Annotated in this window: 13 protein-coding genes and 7 pseudogenes; 15 read left to right on the top strand and 5 right to left on the bottom strand. The window is 70.0% G+C overall.

Going from position 1 to position 20,458, the window contains the following annotated elements:
• Window positions 1-497 precede the first annotated feature (497 nt).
• From ABZV31_RS36610 to ABZV31_RS36565, 10 genes and pseudogenes are all read left to right on the top strand, one after another.
• Window positions 498-1,208 (top strand): CAP domain-containing protein, encoded by a 711-nt coding sequence (locus tag ABZV31_RS36610; RefSeq protein ID WP_355901159.1) that lies wholly within the window; start codon window positions 498-500, stop codon window positions 1,206-1,208.
• A gap of 69 nt (window positions 1,209-1,277) precedes the next feature.
• Window positions 1,278-1,510 (top strand): annotated as a pseudogene (locus ABZV31_RS36605) (transposase family protein); the annotation flags it as partial.
• 924 nt (window positions 1,511-2,434) lie between these two features.
• Window positions 2,435-3,838, top strand: a complete 1,404-nt coding sequence (locus ABZV31_RS36600; protein ID WP_355901158.1) for an amino acid permease — start codon at window positions 2,435-2,437, stop codon at window positions 3,836-3,838.
• A gap of 295 nt (window positions 3,839-4,133) precedes the next feature.
• A complete protein-coding gene (locus tag ABZV31_RS36595) occupies window positions 4,134-4,967 on the top strand; it encodes a maleylpyruvate isomerase family mycothiol-dependent enzyme (RefSeq protein WP_355901157.1) in 834 nt (277 codons plus the stop codon).
• A gap of 798 nt (window positions 4,968-5,765) precedes the next feature.
• Complete coding sequence (locus tag ABZV31_RS36590; RefSeq protein WP_355901156.1) at window positions 5,766-6,782, top strand: GlxA family transcriptional regulator; 1,017 nt, start codon at window positions 5,766-5,768, stop codon at window positions 6,780-6,782.
• The gene (locus ABZV31_RS36585; protein ID WP_355901155.1) at window positions 6,779-8,671 is read left to right on the top strand and encodes a thiamine pyrophosphate-binding protein; all 1,893 of its coding nucleotides are present in this window, start codon (window positions 6,779-6,781) and stop codon (window positions 8,669-8,671) included. Before ABZV31_RS36590 ends, ABZV31_RS36585 begins: the two co-directional genes overlap by 4 nt.
• On the top strand, window positions 8,646-9,296 hold the full coding sequence (locus ABZV31_RS36580) for an SRPBCC family protein (RefSeq protein ID WP_355901154.1): 651 nt from the start codon (window positions 8,646-8,648) through the stop codon (window positions 9,294-9,296). The genes ABZV31_RS36585 and ABZV31_RS36580 overlap by 26 nt, the downstream gene beginning before the upstream one ends.
• Window positions 9,293-10,306, top strand: coding sequence for a ketoacyl-ACP synthase III family protein (locus ABZV31_RS36575; protein WP_355901153.1), 1,014 nt, complete (start codon window positions 9,293-9,295; stop codon window positions 10,304-10,306). Before ABZV31_RS36580 ends, ABZV31_RS36575 begins: the two co-directional genes overlap by 4 nt.
• Window positions 10,300-11,142: pseudogene (locus tag ABZV31_RS36570) on the top strand (aminotransferase class I/II-fold pyridoxal phosphate-dependent enzyme); the annotation flags it as partial. The gene ABZV31_RS36575 and the pseudogene ABZV31_RS36570, both read left to right, overlap by 7 nt.
• Window positions 11,143-12,120: 978 nt before the next feature.
• Window positions 12,121-12,448 (top strand): annotated as a pseudogene (locus ABZV31_RS36565) (leucine zipper domain-containing protein); the annotation flags it as partial.
• A gap of 100 nt (window positions 12,449-12,548) precedes the next feature.
• On the opposite strand, the gene ABZV31_RS36560 reads toward ABZV31_RS36565, so the two are convergent.
• The 5 genes and pseudogenes from ABZV31_RS36560 to ABZV31_RS36540 all read right to left on the bottom strand — a co-directional run bounded on the left by ABZV31_RS36560 (window position 12,549) and on the right by ABZV31_RS36540 (window position 16,666).
• Window positions 12,549-13,529 carry a sugar phosphate isomerase/epimerase gene (locus tag ABZV31_RS36560; RefSeq protein WP_355901152.1) on the bottom strand — a complete coding sequence of 327 codons (981 nt, stop codon included), beginning with the start codon at window positions 13,527-13,529 and terminating at the stop codon, window positions 12,549-12,551.
• A pseudogene (locus ABZV31_RS36555) lies at window positions 13,526-13,928 on the bottom strand (sugar phosphate isomerase/epimerase); the annotation flags it as partial. The pseudogene ABZV31_RS36555 and the gene ABZV31_RS36560, both read right to left, overlap by 4 nt.
• Window positions 13,929-14,141: 213 nt before the next feature.
• The gene (locus ABZV31_RS36550) at window positions 14,142-14,648 is read right to left on the bottom strand and encodes a hypothetical protein (protein ID WP_355901151.1); all 507 of its coding nucleotides are present in this window, start codon (window positions 14,646-14,648) and stop codon (window positions 14,142-14,144) included.
• Between the two features lie 19 nt (window positions 14,649-14,667).
• The gene (locus ABZV31_RS36545) at window positions 14,668-15,831 is read right to left on the bottom strand and encodes an ISAs1 family transposase (RefSeq protein ID WP_355901150.1); all 1,164 of its coding nucleotides are present in this window, start codon (window positions 15,829-15,831) and stop codon (window positions 14,668-14,670) included.
• 190 nt (window positions 15,832-16,021) lie between these two features.
• On the bottom strand, window positions 16,022-16,666 hold the full coding sequence (locus ABZV31_RS36540) for a hypothetical protein (RefSeq protein WP_355901169.1): 645 nt from the start codon (window positions 16,664-16,666) through the stop codon (window positions 16,022-16,024).
• Between ABZV31_RS36540 and ABZV31_RS36535 the strand changes: the two are divergent.
• The 5 genes and pseudogenes from ABZV31_RS36535 to ABZV31_RS36515 all read left to right on the top strand — a co-directional run.
• Window positions 16,554-17,217 (top strand): annotated as a pseudogene (locus tag ABZV31_RS36535) (FAD-binding oxidoreductase); the annotation flags it as partial. The gene ABZV31_RS36540 and the pseudogene ABZV31_RS36535 overlap by 113 nt on opposite strands.
• A gap of 28 nt (window positions 17,218-17,245) precedes the next feature.
• Complete coding sequence (locus tag ABZV31_RS36530) at window positions 17,246-18,637, top strand: VOC family protein (RefSeq protein ID WP_355901149.1); 1,392 nt, start codon at window positions 17,246-17,248, stop codon at window positions 18,635-18,637.
• Window positions 18,638-18,662: 25 nt separating this feature from the next.
• Window positions 18,663-19,495, top strand: a pseudogene (locus tag ABZV31_RS36525) (aldehyde dehydrogenase family protein).
• Between the two features lie 407 nt (window positions 19,496-19,902).
• Window positions 19,903-20,091, top strand: a pseudogene (locus ABZV31_RS36520) (transposase); the annotation flags it as partial.
• Window positions 20,092-20,156: 65 nt separating this feature from the next.
• On the top strand, window positions 20,157-20,414 hold the full coding sequence (locus tag ABZV31_RS36515; RefSeq protein ID WP_355901168.1) for a helix-turn-helix domain-containing protein: 258 nt from the start codon (window positions 20,157-20,159) through the stop codon (window positions 20,412-20,414).
• The last annotated feature ends 44 nt before the right edge of the window (window positions 20,415-20,458 follow it).

Raw genomic sequence — 20,458 nt, 5'->3', positions numbered from 1 at the left:
CCAGCTGGCCAAACCGAGAGGCTGAGGCCATTACCAACAGAACAAGCACCAACTCGTCGACACCGTTGACCCCTCGGAAAAGGTTGCAACGGCTCGCGGTGACATCGATCACACCGTCTTCCTGCACTAAGACGGCTCGATAGTAGATGACCCCAGGGCGATATAGGGGACTTGTCCGTCTGGAATCAGGCATACGGCGCAAATGATCCGATGGCAGGCGCCCCACTCGGCTCCTTCACGCCGCTCGTCCCGCACATGCGGCCTCCTGACGGAGCGCCAGGCCTTGCCGCGCTCCCGTGAGCCGGGCCAGCACACCCGCGCGCCCAATTCAAGGGCCTTCGGACACTACGAGGCCGGGTAGTAGCGGCGCTCGTTGCCCCTCGCTCACACAGGTTTTAACAATGACGGCCTCACAAGGCGTCCCCGCAGCTCAGGCACAGCGACCGTGCAGAGCCGATCCCACCGGAGACGCCCCCGCGACCACCGGGGAGGTCCGTATGAGCAAGCACCGCAGGAAGACGCGCCGCCGGCAGATAACCATCGCTGCCATCGCGCTGAGCGCGCTGGCAGTACCGTCCGCGGCCATGGCGTGTCTGGACGACCAGGGAACCAACTCCGCTGAGTCCTACGGCCAGTGGAAGAACGAGTCCTACAGCCAGTGGAACAACTGGAAGAACGTCTCCACCGAGGAGCGGTGGAGGGGCGGCCAGTGGACCTCGCAGTCATCGGCGCCGGCTTCGCAGCCAGCCACCGCGCCCACCTCGACGGCACCCGCGGCACCCAAGTCGTCTGCCCCATCCCCGAGCGCCCCGGACGCAGCGGCCCCGGCATCCGCAGCCGTGGCTCGCGTCGTGGCCCTTGTCAACAGCGAGCGCAGCAAGGCCGGCTGCTCCCCGGTAACCCTGAACGCGAAGCTCTCGAAGGCCGCTCAGGACCACAGTACGGACATGGCGAGCCACAGGAACATGTCGCACACGGGCTCCGACGGTTCGGATCCGGGCGAACGGCTCACGCGTGCCGGCTACAACTGGAGCACCTACGGAGAGAACGTCGCCTACGGATACTCCACCCCCGAGCAGGTCATGGCGGCCTGGATGTCCAGCCCCGGCCACAAGCGCAACATCCTGACCTGCGCTTTCAAGGAGATCGGCGTCGGCCTCGCGCAGCCCGGCAGCTACTGGACGCAGGACTTCGGCACGGCCCGCTGACCGACGCCTCGCGTCGACCTCCGACCGCGTCGGCGACGGCCGCGCCGACTACTCCCGTGGATCTCGCGCGGCCGCGCCCACGACCTGACTGCCGCACGCACCCACCGCGATCGTGACCACCTGCGCCAGGCTTCCGTCTCCCCGCCCTGGCGGACCTGGCCTACACCGGTGCGGGGGGCGGCACGTTCCCCGTCCCGACCAGGCGACCGTCCCGCAAGGAGCTGACCACCAGGCAGAGATCGCTGAACCGGGCCCACGCCCGACTCCGTTGCCCCGTCGAAGGCGGCGTCGCCACGCTCAAGGTTGCCCCTTGTCGTCTACGCCCACGGGGGAGGCCGACTACAACGGCCACTACGGCATGCGCGAGTTGTGCGACATCTGCCCGCCCGCGCAGATCACCCGGTGCCGCACGGCACGGGTCCAGCCGGACCTGAAGGCCGTCACCCAAGAAGGGCGATCCCTCGGCGCGATCGGTGAAATGGAGGCCAACGACCGTGCCATGGTCGCGGACGATCTGCTGCACGGCCAGCCCGAGAGACCACACCAAGATCGACACGCCGCTGCGCGGCCAAGCCTGGAACGTCACCGCCCTCGCTCTCACCCATGGCCACCTGTTAGCACCGACCTGGCGCATCGCGCGCGGTGCCGCGGTGGGCGGCGGCCTCGGCCGATGCTGATAAAGCCTGTCGGCTGCTTGCCGCGGGCCTGCTCGCGTGCAGCCACTGCCGGCCCTGCCTCCGGACCTGGGAGGATTTACGACCGCCCGCCCTCGAGAAGTGGAACGTCGAGACCACCACCGTGCACGCGGCCGGCGAGGGGATGCGGCACCTCACCGTTGGGATTCACACGTTCCTCATCAGCAGGGCCGAGGAGCCGGGACCCCACATGTCGGGCCACCGCCGCGCAGCCCCGGCCGCGGGGACCGTACGACGACACGGTGCGACCGGGACCGGCACCGGCCAGGACGACGCCGGCCGGGACGGGGGAACCGGTCGGCGCCGAGCACGTCCACCGCGTCCTGCGCCGCTGGCTGCGCGAGTCGGACGGGCCCCAGGTTGCCGCTGGACGATTGCTGGCTCAGGGCCCGCGACGGCGCACTTTTTGCGGCGCCGGAGGGGGCCATACAGGAAAAAACCAGGTGATTTGGAGTCACGTCGGACCATGCCCGACCATGGGCCCCGTCCCGGCGATCCCGGGCACCAGTTCGATGAGAGGCGCACCACCCCATGCACGTCACCGGAACCGTCCCGCAGTCGGCTCCGGCCCCGCAGGAGACCCCCGCGGCCCCCACCCCCGCCGAAGACCCCACCGGCAACACCGGCAGGCACGCCCGCCGCTTCGGGCTGCCCGTCGCCACCGCCCTGGTCATGGGCAATATCATCGGCGGCGGTATCTTCCTGCTCCCGGCGTCCGTCGCCCCGTACGGCACGGTCAGCCTGGTCGCCTTCGGCGTCCTGACCGTCGGCGCCATCGCCCTCGCCCTGGTCTTCGGTCGGCTCGCCGAGCGTGACCCGCGCACCGGCGGGCCCTACGTCTACGCCCGCGAGGCCTTCGGTGACTTCGCCGGCTTCCTCGCCGCCTGGTCGTACTGGATCACCACCTGGGTGTCGAACGCGGCGCTCGCCGTCGCCGCCGTCGGCTACCTCGACGTACTGATCCCGGTGCATGGCCACCGCTGGACCGCGTGCCTGGCCGCGCTCACCCTGCAGTGGCTGCCCGCGCTCGCCAACTTCGCGGGCACCCGCTACGTGGGCGCCGTCCAGCTCGTCTCCACCGTGCTGAAGTTCGCGCCGCTGCTGCTCGTCGCGGTCGGCGGGCTGTTCTTCTTCGACCCGGACAACCTCGGCCCGTTCAACGCGAGCGGCGGCAGCGCGATCGGCGCGGTGTCCGCCTCCGCCGCGATCCTGCTCTTCTCCTACCTCGGTGTGGAGTCCGCCGCCGTCAGCGCGGGCGAGGTCAACAACGCCCGGCGCAATGTGGGACGCGCCACTGTCATCGGCACCACGGGCGCGGCGCTCGTCTATCTGCTGGGCACGCTGTCCGTCTTCGGCACGGTCGCGCACGACCGCCTGGTCAAGTCCACCGCGCCCTTCTCGGACGCCGTGAACGCCATGTTCGGCGGCACCTGGGGCGGCTGGGCCGTCGCGCTCGCCGCGCTCGTGTCGATGACTGGCTGCCTCAACGGCTGGACGCTGCTGAGCGCCCAGACCCCGTACGCCGCGGCGCAGGACGGCCTGTTCCCCGCCGCCTTCGCGCGCCGACGGCGGGGCGTTCCGACCGTCGGCGTCGGCGTCGCCGTCGTCCTCGCCTCGCTGCTCACCGTCTACAACTACACGTCGGGCTCGGCCAAGGTCTTCGAGATCCTGGTCCTCGTCACCACGTTCACCGCTACCGTGCCGTACCTGCTGGCCACCGCCGCACAGATCTTCCATCTCGTATCGGGGCGGCGCGAGCTGGTCGACCGGGCGCGGCTGGTGCGGGACGCCGTGGTCGCGGCGGTCGCGGCCGCCTTCTCGATGTGGCTCGTCGCGGGCGCCGGGTACGCGGCGGTGTACCAGGGCGTGCTGTTCCTGTTCGCGGGAGTCATCGTGTACGCGGTGCTGGCGGCCCGCCGGCAAAGGACGGCCTGATCCGGCGGCGGCCCCGGCCGCCGCCGTCGCCGCGACGACCGCGTGCGGCGCGCAGGGATCGGCGACCGGCGATCGGCGCACCTCCCCGCTCGCCGAGGATGCGGCCCTCACCGACCAGCGGTCGTCCTGTCCGAGGAGGACATCGAGGCCCTGTCCGTTGGCGAGCCCACCCAGGTACCCGCACACGTCGAACAGCGCAGCGGCACGCGAAGGCTTGTCGCACGCCCTCGCGTCTGGTTGGGTATCGCGCGCCACATGCGCGAGGGGCGCGGCAGGCAGAAGGGGAGCAGGCAGCGTGGATCCGGCGGTGCAGCAGGACATCAGGGGGCCTTTGCCCGAAGGGCTCGGGCAGGCGATACGTGAGACCGCCGGTGACATCGCCACGCTGTTGCACGGCGTGCCCGACACGAGGGTTCCCGTACCGGATTCGGAGTGGACGGTCGGCGAGGCGGCCGCCCATCTGGCACTGGCCAACGAGCTGATGGCCGACCTCGTGTCCGGGCGTGAACGCCCGTACGGGGACGGCACGCCGCAGAGTCTGGCCGCGGCCAACGCTGAGGCCCTCGCCGTGTTCGGGGAGCGCCGGGCGGAGCCGCTGGCGGCGATGATCGTGGAGCAGGCCGATGTGTTCCTGGATGCCGTGGATCGGGCTGCGACCGACGCAACAGCCGACCCGGCGCTCATCACACCTCTGGGCCCCATGGACCGGGCCGTTCTCGCGTCCTACCTGCTCACCCACATGCTCGGCCACGGCTACGACCTCGCCCGTGCCCTGACCCGCTCGCACATGATCGACCGCGACCGTGTGGGGCTGTGCATGCCGTTCATGCTGTCGGTCATGCCGCACGTCGCCGACGCGGCGGCCACCGCCGGCCTGACGGCCTGTTACAGCATCCGCCTGCGGGGTGGCCCGGCGTTCGGCGTCACCGTGACCGACGGCGCGGTTGACGTCACCCCAGGCCCGCCGGACCGTTCGGACTGCACCATCCTTATCGAACCCGTCACCTTCCTCCTCATCGCCCTGGGCCGTCGCAACCCGTGGCGGGCCATCGCCAGGGGACGGGTGGTCGCCTGGGGACGCAAGCCCTGGCTCGCGCCCCGCTTCCCGACCCTGTTCACCGCGCCTTGACCTGCGTCACCACGCCATGGTGTCGGTGCAGCACCTCGGCTGCCGACGGCGCGCCGTGTCATCCGCCGCCCATCCGCGAGGTCGTTGGTGGGGGGACATGATCCAGAGCTTTGCAACGGGCACTGACAAAACCCCCGCAACGATCAGATGAGCGCCGCGTCCAGCAGCGAGAACCCGCCGCCAACCTCCGCTCACATGGGCGGCGTTCGAATCCGCCCGACCAGCCGGCCACCCCACCTGCACCATTCCCGCCTCAGCCCGCCCGGGCGGCAAGCGGCGCCGGCCGCAGGCGGATGCGGGGACGTAACTCCGGATGCCGTTTGACATCGCTGCCTTCCCTACGCCACACCTGAAATGGCCAGACCAACGGCATGCTCGATCCCACCCGACGCCCCGCCGTACTCAGCCGATGCAGAGGTGGCAAGCGGTGGTAGCGGCGTCCTGCAGAAGGCGTCGCGCACCAGTCCGTCAGCGGGCCGGGTCCGGCATCTGCCGGGCCGGCCATGCGAACTCGCTCGGTCAGTGGGGCCGGGAAACTTTGCTTGTGCAGCGTTACCTGCCTGGCTACTGCCCCGGGCGCAGCTTCGTACAGAGCGGCGGTGCGGAAGCAGCCCGCCGATGCCCGCGCCGATGGGCTGACGCCGGCGGCGGGTGTCGCGCCGTCGGCCGTGACCTCTTTCACTCGGCGCCCTTCTCGCCGGGCCTTGTGCCCGGTCAGGCGGGTGAGCCGCAGGCGTGGCAGGAATCGTCAGTAAGCTGTCGTTGTGCACGGCGCCCCACTGGGAACAGGCTGTGACCGTGGAACAACGACGTGTTGTGATCGTGGTGTACTCCGGTGCCCAGGCCTTGGACATCAGCGGGCCACTCGAGGTGTTCGACACCGCTAACCGACTGTTATCCGGGCCAGGTGACGCCTACCGTCTGCAGTGCCTCTCCCCCGACGCCCCGTCCGTCCCCACGTCCGCGGGCCTGGTCATGCAGGCCGAGCCGCTGGAAGCGGGAGAAGGAGCGATCGACACCCTCCTCGTGCCCGGAGGCTGGGGCCTGCAGCAGGCCCTGGCGAATCCGTCCCTCATCACATGGATCAGGCAGGCCGCGGGGCGGTCCAGGCGGGTCGCCTCCGTCTGCGGCGGAGCCTTCCTGCTTGCCGAGGCCGGTCTTCTCGACGGGCGACGGGCCACCACGCACTGGGCGTTCTGGGAGGAGATGGCCCGTCGCTACCCCGAGGTGACGGTGGATCCCGAACCGATCTTCATCTGGGACGGTCCGTACCTCACGTCGGCGGGCGTCTCCACTGGAATCGACATGGCCCTGGCGTTGGTGGAGGCCGACCACGGGGCGGCGCATGCCCTGGAGATCGCCAAATTCCTGGTGCTGTACTTCAAACGGACCGGCGGGCAAACGCAGTTCAGCATGGCCCTGGACGCACAGCTCACCGACCAGGAGCCGATCCGGGCCGTGCAGGACTGGGTCCAGGCAAACCTCCACCGCCCACTGCCGGTGTCCGAACTCGCCCGGCGGGCGAGCATGAGCCCGCGCCACTTCGCCCGGGTCTTCCGGCGCGAGGTGGGCACGACGCCGGGCCTGTACGTCCGTCAGCTGCGCATCGCCCGGGCCCGTCAGCTCCTGGAGGCCAGCGAGCTGTCGGTGGGCCAAATCGCCAGCCGTTGCGGATTCACGGCGCCCGAGACGTTCCTGCGCGCGTTCAGCGCCATCGTCGGTCTCAGCCCCGCCCAGTACCGGCAGCGCTTCCAGCTCCACTCGCTCGCCGGCCTGGTCGTCGAGCCGTCCTGGGGCGAACGGAGGGCCGCATGACGGACCGGATGCGTCTGGTGGACTACGTGGCCGCCGAACTGGACCGGATCGGCGTCCGGTACGTGTTCGGGGTCGGCGGCGCGAACATCGAGGACCTGTATGACGCGCTGTACCGTGCCGTCGGCCGGATCCGCGGCGTGGTGGCCAAACACGAGTTCTCCGCGGTCACCATGGCGGACGGGTACGCCCGGGCCACCGCGCGACTCGGCGTCGTCGCGGCCACCTCGGGCGGCGGTGCGATGAACCTGGTGCCGGGGCTCGCCGAGGCCCACGCCTCGCGCATCCCGCTGCTGGCCCTGGTGGGACAGCCGCCCACGGAGCTGGATGGCCGGGGCGCATTTCAGGACTCCAGCGGCAAGGCGGGCTCCTTCGACGCCCGGGACGTCTTCGCGCCCGTCTCCCGCTTCTGCGCCAGGGTTACCGAACCCGACACGATCGCCGGGCTGATGGCGCAGGCCATCGCCGCAGCGCAGGCCGAGCCCCGGGGCCCGGCGGTGCTGCTGTTGCCCAAGGACGTCCAACAGGCCCGCATCGGCATGCCGGCAAGGGCGAGCATCATGGTGCCTGCCGGCACCGCAGGAGCCCCGAACACCGCGAGCGCGACAGGAGCCGCGGTGGCGGCGCGGGCCGCAGCACCGGCCTCTGCGTCGGAAGACATAGATTCGGCGCGAGAGGCACAAGCAGCCGAAGACGCGCAACCGGCAGCAGCGCCGCACACGTACCCGACCCCGCAGCCCGATCCCGGGTCCCTGACCGCCGCGCTCGGCGTACTTGAGAACGCCTCCCGGGTCCTGGTGATCGCCGGGGAGGGTGTGGCGGGCGCGCAGGCCCGCGACGAGTTGGCCGCCTTGGTGCAGCACCTGGGCGCCTGCGTGGCCGTCACCCCGGACGCCAAGGACGTCTTCGGCAACCGCAGCCCCCGGTTCGTGGGCGTGGCAGGGGTGATGGGCCACCAAGAAGTCGAGGACTGCCTCCGCCGGGCCGACGCCTGCCTGCTGGTCGGCACGCGACTGCCCATCCTGGCACGGGGAAAGCTGGACACGCTGCTCACCAATACGCCCGTGGTCTGCGTCGATCCCGAGCCTCCGTTCGTACCGGGCGTCTCGCTGCGCGGTGAGCTGGCCGGCACGCTGCGGACCCTGCAGCACCGTCTTCCACCGCGGCCGCCCGCCTGCCCCGCCCATCGCTCCCCCGCCCTGCTGTCCCCCGCCCCGGTCCACGGAGCCACCACCGACTACAGCGCGGCGGTCGCCGCGATCGCCAAGGCGCTGCCGCAGGACGCCCATGTGTTCGTGGACGCCGGCAATGTGGGGGCCAGCGCCATCCACGCACTGCCGGCCCCCCGAAACGGCCGCTTCGTCGTGGCGGTGGGCATGGGCGGCATGGGCTACACCTTCGGTGCCGGGATCGGCGCCGCGCTGGCCACCGGCCGGCGCACGTATGTGCTGGCCGGTGACGGGGCGTTCTTCATGCACGGCATGGAGGTGCACACGGCGGTCGAGTACGCCGCGCCGGTCACCTTCGTGGTCCTCAACAACAACGCGCACGCCATGTGCGCCACCCGCGAGGAGCTCTTCCAGGGCGGCGCCCGCCCCGAGAACCTCTTCTGCCCGGCCGGCATAGCCGCCGGCATGGCAGCGATGTTTCCCCGGCTGCGCGTCGCCTCGGCCGACAACCCGGCACAGTTGCGCACCGCGCTGCTGCGCAGCAACGACCACCGTGGCCCGTCCCTGGTCGCCATGGACTTCGACCACCGTGAGATTCCACCGTTCCAGCCCTTCCTGACCGCCTCGACGGCATCCCCACCCACTCCACACGCAACCCCGCCCGGACACCACCAGATCGACGACGAGGAGCACGCGCATGACCGACCGATCCACGTTGGCTGACATCCCGGGCCTGGTCCGGGTGGAGAACACCAGCCCGGAGGAACTGGCCGCCCGCTGCCTGGAAATGACCTCGGACGCCTACCTGCACCAGCAGGTCTACGGGCAGTACTGCACCATCCACGAGTACGTCGACTGCCCGCCGGAGGCGGCGTATGAATACCTCAGCCGCGGCCACCACCTGGAGGAGTGGACGTGCAGCCTGCGGGGGTTCGAGCCCGCCGACGCACCGGGGATGTGGGTGGGCCACGACCTTTTGGAGCAGGACACCCGGATCTACTGCCGCATCGAGGCCCACCCCGGCGCCATGACGGTCGACTACCACTGCGCCTGGGACCAGGGCGACGAGCTGTGGATGATCTACCTGATGCGGGTGGTCCCGGCGGAGCGGGTGCTCGGCCGCCCCGGGTCGTTGATCACCTGGACCAACTGCCGCCACCCGTACTACCGCAACAACCCACGCCCGGACCTGGTACCGCACTCCGACCGGCGCTGGGTCGGTGACTACTGGGACTTGTTCTACGCAGGCCACACCCTGGAGATGAACAACCTCAAGGCGATCCTCGAGCACCGGCACCGCAACGGCCTGCCGATCAACAGCTCCCCGGCGGTGCGAGCGGCCCGATGACGACGGTGAGCCTCACGGACGTCTCCAGCTACCTGCCCGGCGAGCCCGTTCCGGCCGCCTTCTTCACCGAGCACCCGGCGGCGGAGGACAAGCTGCGGCAGAGCCCGATGTTCAAAGTCCCCCCTTACCGCCACCACGTGGCCCCCGACGAGACCAACGCAGACATGATCGAGCGTGCCGTCCAGCCGCTGATCGAGCGGCACGGCCGCGCGGAGATCCGCCGCGTGGACGTCCTGCTCGTCCACAGCCAGCTGCCGGACCAGCCCTTCGTAGGCGCCGGCACCGAAGTGGCGCGCAGGCTGGGCCTGGCCCCCCGGTGGCTGATCGACGTGGCCAACGCCGGTTGTGCCTCCTTCGTGCACATGCTTCAGCTGGCCCGGCAGTTTCTGCTGAGCGGCGACGCCCGTACGGCCCTCATCTGCAACGCGCAGAGCGCCGCGGGCCAGCTGTTCACCCAGTCACAGGTCCGCGGTCTCTCCCAGGCCGCGATCCCGGGCGACGGCTGCGGCGTGGGCTACGTGACGACATCCGGCCACGCACCTGTCCTCGGAATCGAGAGCCGGCACGTCCCCGCGTACGCCGGCGACATGACCATGGTGCGCGACGACGGGCGCAAGTACTGGGAGGCCGGTGACGCCCAGGTGCGCATCGGCTTCACCCCGAGCGGGGTGGAGAACGTACTCGAACGGGGCAACCGTCTCGTGCCGGAGGTCGTGCGGGACCTGTGCCGTCGGCTGGGCGTGGACACCGCCGACATCGGCTGCCTGATCACCAATCAGCCCAACCGTACCTTCCTGCGCAACTGGCGCGAGGCGCTGAACCTACCCGCCGAACGGCACCCGGACACCTTCGACCGGTGCGGCAACCTCTTCGGTGCGGCGATGCCCGTCACGCTCGACGACGCGATCCGCTCCGAACAGACCGAGGACGGCGATCTCGTCGTCCTGGCCGGATTCGCCCACGCCGGGGATTACGCCGGTGCCGCAGCGATCCGCGGACAGGGGTGGTGACAGCGGTGCCCCCCTTCCCGCACCTGCTGGCGCTCAACGAGAGCCCGTACCCACCGCTGCCGTCCGTGCGCGAGGCGATCCGGGACGCCGCCGACCGGGCCCACCGCTATCCGCCGTTCCACCCCGACCGGCTGGCCGGGCGGATCGCCGCCTGGTGCGGCGTGAACCCCGACGCCGTCGCGGTCGGCAGCGGCTCGGTGGGGGTCGCGCTCCAGCTGCTGCAGGCCGTGATCCGCCCGGGCGACCGCATGGTGTACGCCTGGCCCGGGTTCGACGCCTACCCCCTGCTGGCCAGGATGGCGGGAGCCGAGCCGGTCCCCGTCCCCCTGCTGCCCAACGGCCGGCAGAATCTGACCGCCCTGGCCGAGGTGGTCGACGCGACCACGCGGGTGGTGGTGCTCTGCAATCCGCACAACCCCACGGGCAGCCTCGTCACCGCTCCCGAACTGGCGGCGTTCCTCGCCCGCGTACCGGAGCACGTCACCGTGCTGCTGGATGAAGCGTACATCGAGTTCGCTCGCCACCCTGCCGTCCCGGACAGCATCCGTCTGCTGGCCGACCGACCGAACCTCCTGCTGCTGCGGACCTTCTCCAAGGCCTACGGGCTGGCCGCGCTGCGGGTGGGCTACGGGCTGGGAGACCCCGCTGTGGTGGCGCGCGTGCGGGACCAGCAACTTCCCTACGGAATCAACGCGGTGGCCGCGGCCGCGGTCGAGGCCACGCTGGAGGCCGGAGACGAACTCGTCGCACGCGTGGACGACGTCGTCGCCGAGCGAGAACGACTGCACCAGCGGCTCACCGGGCTCGATCTGCCTGTCCTGCCCGGCCACGCCAACTTCCTGTGGCTGGCCACCGGGCTCGGTGCCGGCACCGAGCATGCGGCGGCCCCTGCAAGCTGCCGGGGTGCATGTCCGCCACTGGCCCGGGGAGGGCGTACGGCTGACGGTCGGCCACCCTGCGGACAGCGACGCGGTTGTGTCCGCACTGGCCGGGCCGGCCATGCTGCGGGGACCGACCCGGGACCCGGCGGGCATGCGTCGCCTCACGGACAGCAGGCGGCTGCGCTGACGGCCCGCACCCCGGCAAAGAAGAGGCGCAGGGACCCCGGTCGCCCACGGCGACCGGGGTCCGCTCGTGGGCGCCGCGGATTCCGGGCCGGCAGTAGGGAGCGTCCAGGCCGTAGTGGGAACGGAAGGCGGTCCATCGCTCGGCCTCGACGCGGTGACGGGAGAAGCCCAGCACCGCGGACAGACCGCCGGTGAACGCCGCAAGCCCCATGGACAGCCCCACCGACCCTGCCATGATGGCCGGGCCGGCTGAGGGACTTTGTCGAGGTGGCCGGTCTTGCACCTTGTCCCAGTGCTTTTCGATCGCGTCGACCGCACAGTCATACCAATGCAATCTGGTAAAGGAGCCACAGCCGAACCTGCGGACGTGGCCCGCGCCCACGGCCTGGGCACTCACTCTTGGCGTACCACGAGACGACGTCGCCCCATTAACACGTCATCGGTCCCAGCGAGGAACCCCTCCGGATCGTTCCTGAGTAGGGGCGCCGCGATGGGGAGTTCACGACTGTGCAGTTACCGGCGGCCCCGGAGCAGCTGTTCACCGTCCGGCAGTTGACCGCGCCGTGGGCGCACTGTACCCGTCGGTCTCGTGCAGTCGCGTCCAGGAACGGGCCATGACCGGCCGCCCAGGTGTTCTGTCCACGGAGGTTGGTGACAGCGATCACTGACGTGTCATCTTGAAATGGGTGAGGGCCTTCTGGCCTGGCGTGGATTGCGACATCTACCCCAGCGACCAGAAAGACCCTCATGCCTCACTGTAATGCACCTTTGACCGCGACCGGACGCCTGCGCCTGGCCCCCTGCGTGGTCGAGGACGGCTGGCCGCTGAGACGCGCTGCCGACTGTTTCCAGGTCTCACCGACCACGGCCCAGCGGTGGGCCGACCGCTACCGGGCTCTGGGCGCGGCCGGCATGGCCGACCGCTCCAGCCGCCCGCACCACAGCCCGCGCCGGACTCCGACCCGCACCGAGCGGCGCATCATCAAAATCCGTCTGCTGCGCCGCTGGGGACCGGCGGATCGCGGGCCTGCTGCGGCTGGTCCCCTCCACCGTGCACCGGGTCCCGCTGCGGCACAGCTCGCCCCGACGAGGGCACGTCGCAGAACGACGGTCGACATCAGTCCCGCGCGGCACCCCGACGGCAGGCCAAGAGCGCCGCGTGAGGCTGCCGAGCACTAGGAGTTCGCTGCTCGCAGCGTTCGTGCTGCCACCTCTAGTCCCTCCAGTTGCCCCAGTTCCGTGTCCTCGTGTTCGATGTTCACGGCCATGTCCGGGTCGACATCCCGCAGCGGGTCGAGGAAGTCTCGCCAGAACACCTCATCGTGGCCGCGGCCGACCGCCACAAAGTCCCAACTCGACTCGGTCGGCCAGCGGTTGAGGGTCCAGAGGCCGCCGAGTCCGACCGGGTTGTCGGTGACGCGGGTGAAGCGGTCGTCCAGTACTCCGTTGATCCGGCAGCGCTCGTTGATCCGAGTGTCCTTGGCGGCCGCGTGGAACACCAGCGGGCCGAGGTCCTTGATGGCCGCCACGGGGTCGATGCCCTGCCAGAAGAGGTGGCTGGGATCCATCTCGGCTCCGATGTGCCGCGCATTCGTCCGTTTGACCAGCCGCTTCAAGGTCGCCGGGTTGAACACGAGGTTGTGGGGGCGCATCTCGATGCAGACCTTCACTCCGTGTTCGGCAGCCAGTGCCTCGATCTCCTGCCAGAACGGGACGGCGACCTGGTCCCACTGGTACTCCAGGGAGTCCAGGTAGGCGCTGTGCCAGGGGTAGACGTTCCAGGCGGGTGTCCTGCCGCCCGGCTCGCCGGCGGGAAGGCCCGACATGGTGACGACACGGCGTACGCCGAGCAGCCCTGCCACCTTGATGGCGTTGCGCAGGTCTGTGGCGTGCCGCGGCCCGGCCACGGGGTCCGGGTCCAGAGGGTTGCCGTTGGCATTGAGCCCGGTGAGCGTGACGCCCGTCTCTGCAAAGACCTTCAGGTAGTCGGCGGGTTCCAGTGCTCCTGACAGCAGGTCCTCCATGGGGAGGTGGGGCGCGGGCAGGAATCCGCCCGCGTTGATCTCGGCGCCGGTCAGGCCGAGCGACGCGATGACTTCCAGGGCCTCCCGGAGCGGGCGATCGTGCAGGATCGCCGTGTAGACGCCCAGCTTCATCCGGAGAGCTCCTTGGTAATGCGGTCCAGCATGAACGCGGAGGACTCGCGGGCCCGTTCCTCCCAGGCGAAGACGCAGGCCGTGGCGACACCGTCAAAGTTCAGCTCGCGCAGGGTGCCGAAGAAGGCGTCCCAGTCGACCTCACCCTGGCCGATATCGAGGTGCTGGTGGATGCGGGCGGGGGTGCCGGGCGGGTTGAGGATGTAGCGCAGGCCGGACGATCCCTTGTGGTTGAAGGAGTCCGCGATGTGCACGTGCTGGAGCTTGTCGCCGGCGTAGCGCATCATCGCCGCGATGTCCGCGCCGACCTCCGAGGCGCCGGAGAGGTGGAAGGAGTGCGGCGCAGTAGAGGTAGTTCACCCAGGGCTTGTTGATCGCACGGACCAGGTCCACCGCGGGGGCGTTCGTGGAATCCTGGGATGTCACTTCGCCATTCTGGGAGGGCGCGGCCGTCAGTGGTGACGACACCTTGAGCTTTGCCGACACCGAACCTGTACTGAACCTCCTGCTCGCATCGGGAAAGGTTCCACTCGTCCACGCACATGAATGGAACCTGACCCCGAAAGGCCCTTGCACTGATTCTAAGATCGCCTTCGGGCAGGGGAAGTCAGGCTAATGCGACCGGTCCGGCCGAAGCGCCGGGTCTGTTCCTGTTTGCTGCGCAGGGAGGCGACGGGAGGCGAGGAATGGAGCTGGGGCTGTTCGCCTGAACGTACTCAGCTCGCGGCGGAGCCGCTGGAGCTCGTCGTCCTTGGCTGCCAGGGCCGACAGGGCAAGCTGGTGACGTTCCTTGAGCTGGTTGAACTCGGTGTGTGTGCGGGCGAGTTTGTTGGTGAGCCGCTGATTCCGGTCTCGCAGTCGAGCGATCCTGGCCTCGCGTGGGTCGGGTTGCCGGCCGACGGCCCAGGAGGCGGCTCGCCGCTTCTCAAACTCGTCCTTGAGGTGGCCCCAGGTCCGGTATAGCGCCGCGCGGGAGATACCGGCCTCGCGGGCCAGCGTCTTGACGTCGCAGGACCCGCCAGTCGGGATCTGCCCGCTCAGAAGGCGGTCGATAGCCGCGCGGATCCGCCGCTCGATCTGGTCGCGTTGTTCTGGGCTATGAGCCAGGGTCTCTTGCATGATCGCGTTCTGTCCGGGTTTATCCGGTGAGGCCGAGGGCGGTCAGGGGTCTGCGGCAGTCGCGGGCGGTGTGGCGTAGGGCGGCGGCGATGTTGGTGTGGCCGTCCTGGCGGTGGACGCCGATGGGGAGGTTGCGCAGGCCGGCCATGATGCGGGGGAGGCGGCCGACATAGATCTTGGAGTCGTCCTCGCGGAAGGTGCGGTCGCGGACGTGGTGCAGAAGATTTTCGATCTTCCAGTGCCCTCTGATCCAGTCGGCGAGCTGGGCGCCGCTCGCCGCGCCGGGCGGCAGGCTGGTGATCAGGTAGGCGCGTTCGATGGTGAGCTTGCCGGTGGTGAAGTCCTTTCTCCAGCGGACGACTTGGAGGGCCTGGCGGGCGTCGGGGTAGTCGAGGTGGGCGAAGGCGGAAGTCTTCAGCCGCCGGATCTCCAGGCGGTGGTGGGCTCGGGTGCGGTCGTGGTGGTCGAGCGTAATCTCGCGCCAGGGCAGGTGGCGGACGCGGTCGAACAGGCCGGGGTGGTTGGCTTTGACCTGGGCGATGTAATGGGCGCCGCGGTCGCGGAGGTAGGTGCCGTGAGCGTGCTGGGTGTGCAGGGCGTCGGCGGTGATGACCGTGCCGGTCAGGTCGATGGTGTCCAGCAGGGGCCTGAAGGCGGGGATCTCGTTGCTCTTGTCCGCGACCTGCCTCTGGGCGAGGACATGACCGGTGTGGTCCATCGCGGCGAGCAGTGTGACGTGCGTGGTGGTGGCGGTGCGCGAGCCGCGCAGGGCCTTGCCGTCGACGGCGATTGCCCGCAGCCCGGCGGACGCGGGGGTGGTGCGGGCGGTGAGGAAGGCTCCGATCGCCTGGTCCAGGGCGTCGCCGTCGAGCCGGACCAGGAGACGGCGCAGGGTGTGGGGGTGCGGGACAGACACCGAGCCGGTCAGCGGGTCGACGGGGAAACCGAGAGCCCGGCAGGCCCACGCCGGGGCATCCGTGATCCATTCCGTGATCGCGGTGAGCGAGCGCGCGCCGGCCAGGACACTCGCCGCGGCAGCGGCCACCAACGCGGGCAGCGGATAGCGGCGGCCGCGGACGCCGCGCGGGTCGGGGACCAGGTCCAGGAAGCCGGACAGACGGACCGCGTCCGGCAGTGGAGCCGGTGCGGAAGTCCGGGCCAGTTGGTCCAGCACGGTGGGCATGGGGGAAGATGCGGGAGCAGGCACGGACTCGCCAAGTGTTCATGGGACTTCGACATGCACATGATCACTGAGACCGTGCCTGCACTGCGTTCGCCCCCTGCCCGAGCCAGGACGTCCACCCCGGCGTCGGGCCGGCCCGACGTTCCGGACGAATCGTCATCATGCAACGGCCCCTGGGCTATGAGCCACGTCATTCAGCCTTTCCGCATGCGTTGTCGATCTCTTCCAGGACACGCTGCGAACGCTCGTGCTCGGATCGCAGTCGGGTCTTCTCCCCGGCCGGAATGCGGGGGCTGGCCAGTAGAACGGTGCTGTTGGCGGTCGCGTTTTGCCAGACGGGCGGGTGGATGAGGTGGTGGGTGGCCTGCGGGCAGCGGGCACTGTCACACAGTCCTGTCAGCGGTGCTGCCGCGGACTTGGCGCCGGCCAGCTTGAGACACAGTGCCTTGGCTGGGTCCTCGAACCAGCAGTAGTTCGCCGCCGACAGGTGCAGGGTCGCCGCCTTGTTCTTCAGCAGCAGCTCGACCTGCCGGTCGGTGACCACCTTCGCCGGTCCCGGCTGGTGCCCGTCCAGTTCCTCTTCGACCGTGCGGAAGGCGGCCATGAGGGCTTCGGCGCCGGGGCCGGGGCCGGCGGGCAGCTGCCCCTGTTGGAATTGGCGGAATGCCTCGACTGTCCGGGAGAGCTTCTCGTTGGCCTCGGCTTGCTTCCATTCCTGGTGAAAGGCCGGCGTCACGTTCGCGACGCACACCGCCGTCACCGGCATCGACACCGTCGGCGACCGTGTGACGACCGTGCACACCGACCACGGCCCCATCACCTGCTCCACGGTCATCTGCACCGCTGGTGCCTGGTCGGCGCAGATCGGCGACATGGTCGGCATCAACCTCCCGGTGCGGCCCGTACGACGCCAGCTCGCCTTCACCGCCCCGCTCACGCCCCCCGCCCCGCGCATCCCCTTCACCATCGACTTCTCCTCGACGGCCTACTTCCACAACAGCGACGACGGACTGCTGTTCGGCCTGGCCGACCCCGACCAGCCGGACGGCTTCGACACCACCTGGACCGCGGAATGGCTCGAGCTGTTCCGTACCGTCGCGAGGCACCGCGCCCCCTTTCTGGCGGACATGGAAACAGTCAGCGGGTGGGCCGACCTGTACGAGGTCACCCCGGACCACAACGCGCTGATCGGCCGCTTCAGCGAACTCGACAACTTCCTGTACGCCACCGGGTTCTCCGGCCACGGCTTCCTCCAGGCACCGGCGGTCGGCGAAATCGTGCGGGACCTCTACCTTGGACCGCAAACCGTTCGTCGACGTCACCCCCCTCAGCGCCGACCGCTTCCGGGCCGGCGCCAAAATCCGCCCCGAAACCCACGTGGTGTGAACTCCCCGACCGAAAGGCAGAACTGTCCATGACCAGCCAGTGGCAGCTGCGCGCCGCATTCGCTGCGCGGCTCTCCGACATGTACGGGCGGGAGGTCCCCGCCTACACCACGCTCGTGGAGGTCTCGCGGGAGGTCAACGAGGACGTTCTGCGCGCCCAGGGCGCCGACGCCGAACGTCTGGGCTCCATCAGCCGGGTGACCGCCGAACGCCACGGAGCCATCCGCGTCGGCACGCCCCAGGAGCTGCAGCAGGTCGCCCGTATCTTCGGCGCCTTGGGCATGCACCCGGTGGGCTTCTACGATCTGCGCGAAGCCGCCACCAGCGCGGTCCCCGTCATCTCGACCGCCTTCCGGCCCATCGACGGCGAGGAACTGGCGCGCAACCCCTTCCGGGTCTTCACCTCCATGCTCACGCCCGCCGACCCGCGGTTCTTCGACGATGACCTGCGCTCGCGCCTGGAGACCTTCCTCGCCGGCCGCGAGCTGTTCCCCCCGGAACTGCTCGCCCTGGCCGACCGGGCCAAAGCGGAGAAGGAACTGCCACAGGAGGACGCCGAGCGCTTCCTGCAGCTCGCCGTGGAAGCCTTCGAGCTGTCGACCGAGCCGGTCGACAAGGCCTGGTACGAGACCCTGGAGCAGGTCTCCGCCGTCGCCGCGGACATCGGCGGCGTCCGCAGCACCCACATCAACCACCTCACCCCGCGCGTACTGGACATCGACGAGCTCTACCGGCGCATGACCGAGCGCGGCATCGAGATGATCGACACCATCCAGGGCCCGCCGGCATGGAAGGGCCCAGACGTCCTGCTGCGCCAGACCTCCTTCCGCGCCCTGGCCGAGCCCCGCGCCCTGCGCACCCCCGACGGCAGCGTCGTCAGCGGCGCCCTGCGGGTGCGCTTCGGCGAGGTTGAAGCCCGCGGCATCGCCCTCACCCGCGAGGGCCGCGCCCTCTACGACCACCTGCTCACCCTCGTCGACCAGCAGGCAGCCCTCCATCCGCACACGGACCGGAGCGAACTCGCCCGGACCGTATGGGAAGAGCACATGCCCGCCACCGAACACGAGCTTGCCGCCCAGGGCCTGGCCTACTTCACCTACCACGTGGCGCCCGACCGACCGCGGGACGGCAGCCGACCGCCCACCAGCATCAGCGAGTTGGTGGAGCAGGGCTGGGTGCGCGCAGAGCCCATCGTCTACGAGGACTTCCTGCCCCGCTCCGCAGCGGGGATCTTCCAGTCCAACCTCAGCGGCGAGGGCACGCGGAACAACGCCCATGAAGGCGCCGCCTACGACGCCGCGTGGCTCTCCGGCGCGATCGGCCGCGACGTCCTGGATCCCTTCGCCCTCTACGAGCAGCAGCAGAACAGCTCCCTCGCGCGCGTCGCCCGCGAGCTGGGACTCGACGGCTTCCTCGGCTGACCCCCTCACCCTCTCAAGGAACCTCATGACCAGCACCACACTGCCCACCACCGAAGACCTGCGTGCCCGCGCACGCGCCCGGCCTGGAGCGCATCGGTGTGACCGTTGCGGACGGCACCGACTTCCACGCCCGCACCCCCGTCATCGGCGCAGACCTCATCGGCCTGACGGCCGCTACGGCGGACGACACCGAGGAGGCCCTCAACGCCACCCGCGAGGCGTTCCTTGCCTGGCGCCCCACGCCCGCCCCGCGCCGCGGTGAACTCGTACGCCGCCTGGGCAAGTTGCTGCGTGACCACAAGCGCGACCTGGCCGATCTGATCACCATCGAAGCGGGCAAGATCCGCTCCGAGGCGTTGGGCGAGGTCCAGGAAATGATCGACATCTGTGACTTCGCCGTGGGCCTGTCCCGTCAGCTCTACGGCCGCACCATCGCCTCCGAGCGCCCCGGCCACCGCCTCGCCGAAACCTGGCACCCCCTTGGCGTGGTCGGCGTGATATCCGCGTTCAACTTCCCGGCCGCCGTGTGGTCGTGGAACACCACCGTCGCCCTCGTCTGCGGCGACACGGTGATCTGGAAGCCCTCCGAGCTCACCCCGCTCATTTCCCTGGCCTGCGACCGCCTGCTGGCCCAGGCCGCCGAGGACGTCGGCGCGCCCCGCGACGTCCATCGGCATCGCCAACGTCAACATCGGCACCTCCGGCGCCGAGATCGGCGGCGCCTTGGGCGGCGAAAAGGAAACCGGCGGCGGCCGCGAGTCCGGCTTCGACGCCTGGCGCGCCTACATGCGCCGCGCCACCAACACCGTCAACTACTCCAGCCGGCTCTCCCTCGCCCAGAACGTCAGCTTCCTCTGAACCGCGCTCGGCCGCGAACGAGGAACCTGACAGCCCTCGCCCGGACGACCGGGCGATGGCATCCCGCAGCCCCGGACCCACTCTGACCTTCGTGGAACAGATTCAGGGACTGACCGAACGACGTCGGCGCACAACGACGTCCCTGCGGTCGGGGATGCGCGCGGTCGCCGTGGAACTCGGCGGCCGCCCCGGCCAACGACTGTGCAGAAAAAAAGACTGTTACACGGCGGGCGGACGGAACTGCTTCACCTGCTCAAGGCGCCACCCGCACCGGTGCGGGCGCCGCGGGTGCTGGGCATCGATGAGTTCGCCTTCCGTGAAGGGCGGAGCTACGGGACGGTGCTCGTCGACATCGAGACCTCCCGGCCCGTCGACGTGCTGCCCGATCGGATACCGCCACCGTCGCCGCCTGGCTGCGCGAGAACCCGGGAGCGGAGATGGTATGCCGGGACCGGGCCGTGATGTTCACCAAGGCCATCCATCAGGCGGCACCGCACGCCCTGGAACTGGCCGACCGCCGGCACCTGCTGGAGAATCTGTCGGCTGCCGTGCAGAAGACCTGTCGCCAACACCGTGACTGCCTGAGCAAGCACGCCACCCGGCAGACCCGCCGCAGGCCAACGAGCCTCCGGGCGGTCCCCAGACCCCGCTGTTGGAGCGGGTGCGGCAACGCCACCAGGTCGTTCAGGCGCTGGCGCGTGCGGGCTGGTCGCTCAGGGCGATATGCCGACGCCTGGGCCTGGACCGCAAAACGGTCCGCCGCTACCGCAATAACGCCCTCGAGGCCCTCCTTGCCTCCGCTCGGGACCGGGGAGCCGGTGTGCTTACTCCGTACATGCCCTACATCCATGCCCGCCTCACCGCGGGACTAGGGCGCGTATCGGGTCGTGATCAATCTGTCGATTTGCCCTCGTGGTGAGGCCCTGGACCGGTAGATCTTTTTCCGTGACGCGAGTGCAACTG

Source organism: Streptomyces sp. NPDC005202, assembly GCF_040608235.1.
In the GTDB taxonomy this organism is placed as follows: domain Bacteria; phylum Actinomycetota; class Actinomycetes; order Streptomycetales; family Streptomycetaceae; genus Streptomyces.
This window is presented reverse-complemented; position numbering and strand designations above follow the sequence as displayed.

Coding starts and splice junctions, on each gene's coding strand:
- ABZV31_RS36600 (WP_355901158.1), top strand. CDS start 2,435: ATGCACGTCACCGGAACCGTCCCGCAGTCGGCTCCGGCCCCGCAGGAG.
- ABZV31_RS36550 (WP_355901151.1), bottom strand. CDS start 14,648: ATGCAAGAGACCCTGGCTCATAGCCCAGAACAACGCGACCAGATCGAG.
- ABZV31_RS36540 (WP_355901169.1), bottom strand. CDS start 16,666: ATGACCGTGGAGCAGGTGATGGGGCCGTGGTCGGTGTGCACGGTCGTC.
- ABZV31_RS36545 (WP_355901150.1), bottom strand. CDS start 15,831: ATGCCCACCGTGCTGGACCAACTGGCCCGGACTTCCGCACCGGCTCCA.
- ABZV31_RS36580 (WP_355901154.1), top strand. CDS start 8,646: ATGACCGACCGATCCACGTTGGCTGACATCCCGGGCCTGGTCCGGGTG.
- ABZV31_RS36585 (WP_355901155.1), top strand. CDS start 6,779: ATGACGGACCGGATGCGTCTGGTGGACTACGTGGCCGCCGAACTGGAC.
- ABZV31_RS36560 (WP_355901152.1), bottom strand. CDS start 13,529: ATGAAGCTGGGCGTCTACACGGCGATCCTGCACGATCGCCCGCTCCGG.
- ABZV31_RS36575 (WP_355901153.1), top strand. CDS start 9,293: ATGACGACGGTGAGCCTCACGGACGTCTCCAGCTACCTGCCCGGCGAG.
- ABZV31_RS36610 (WP_355901159.1), top strand. CDS start 498: ATGAGCAAGCACCGCAGGAAGACGCGCCGCCGGCAGATAACCATCGCT.
- ABZV31_RS36530 (WP_355901149.1), top strand. CDS start 17,246: ATGACCAGCCAGTGGCAGCTGCGCGCCGCATTCGCTGCGCGGCTCTCC.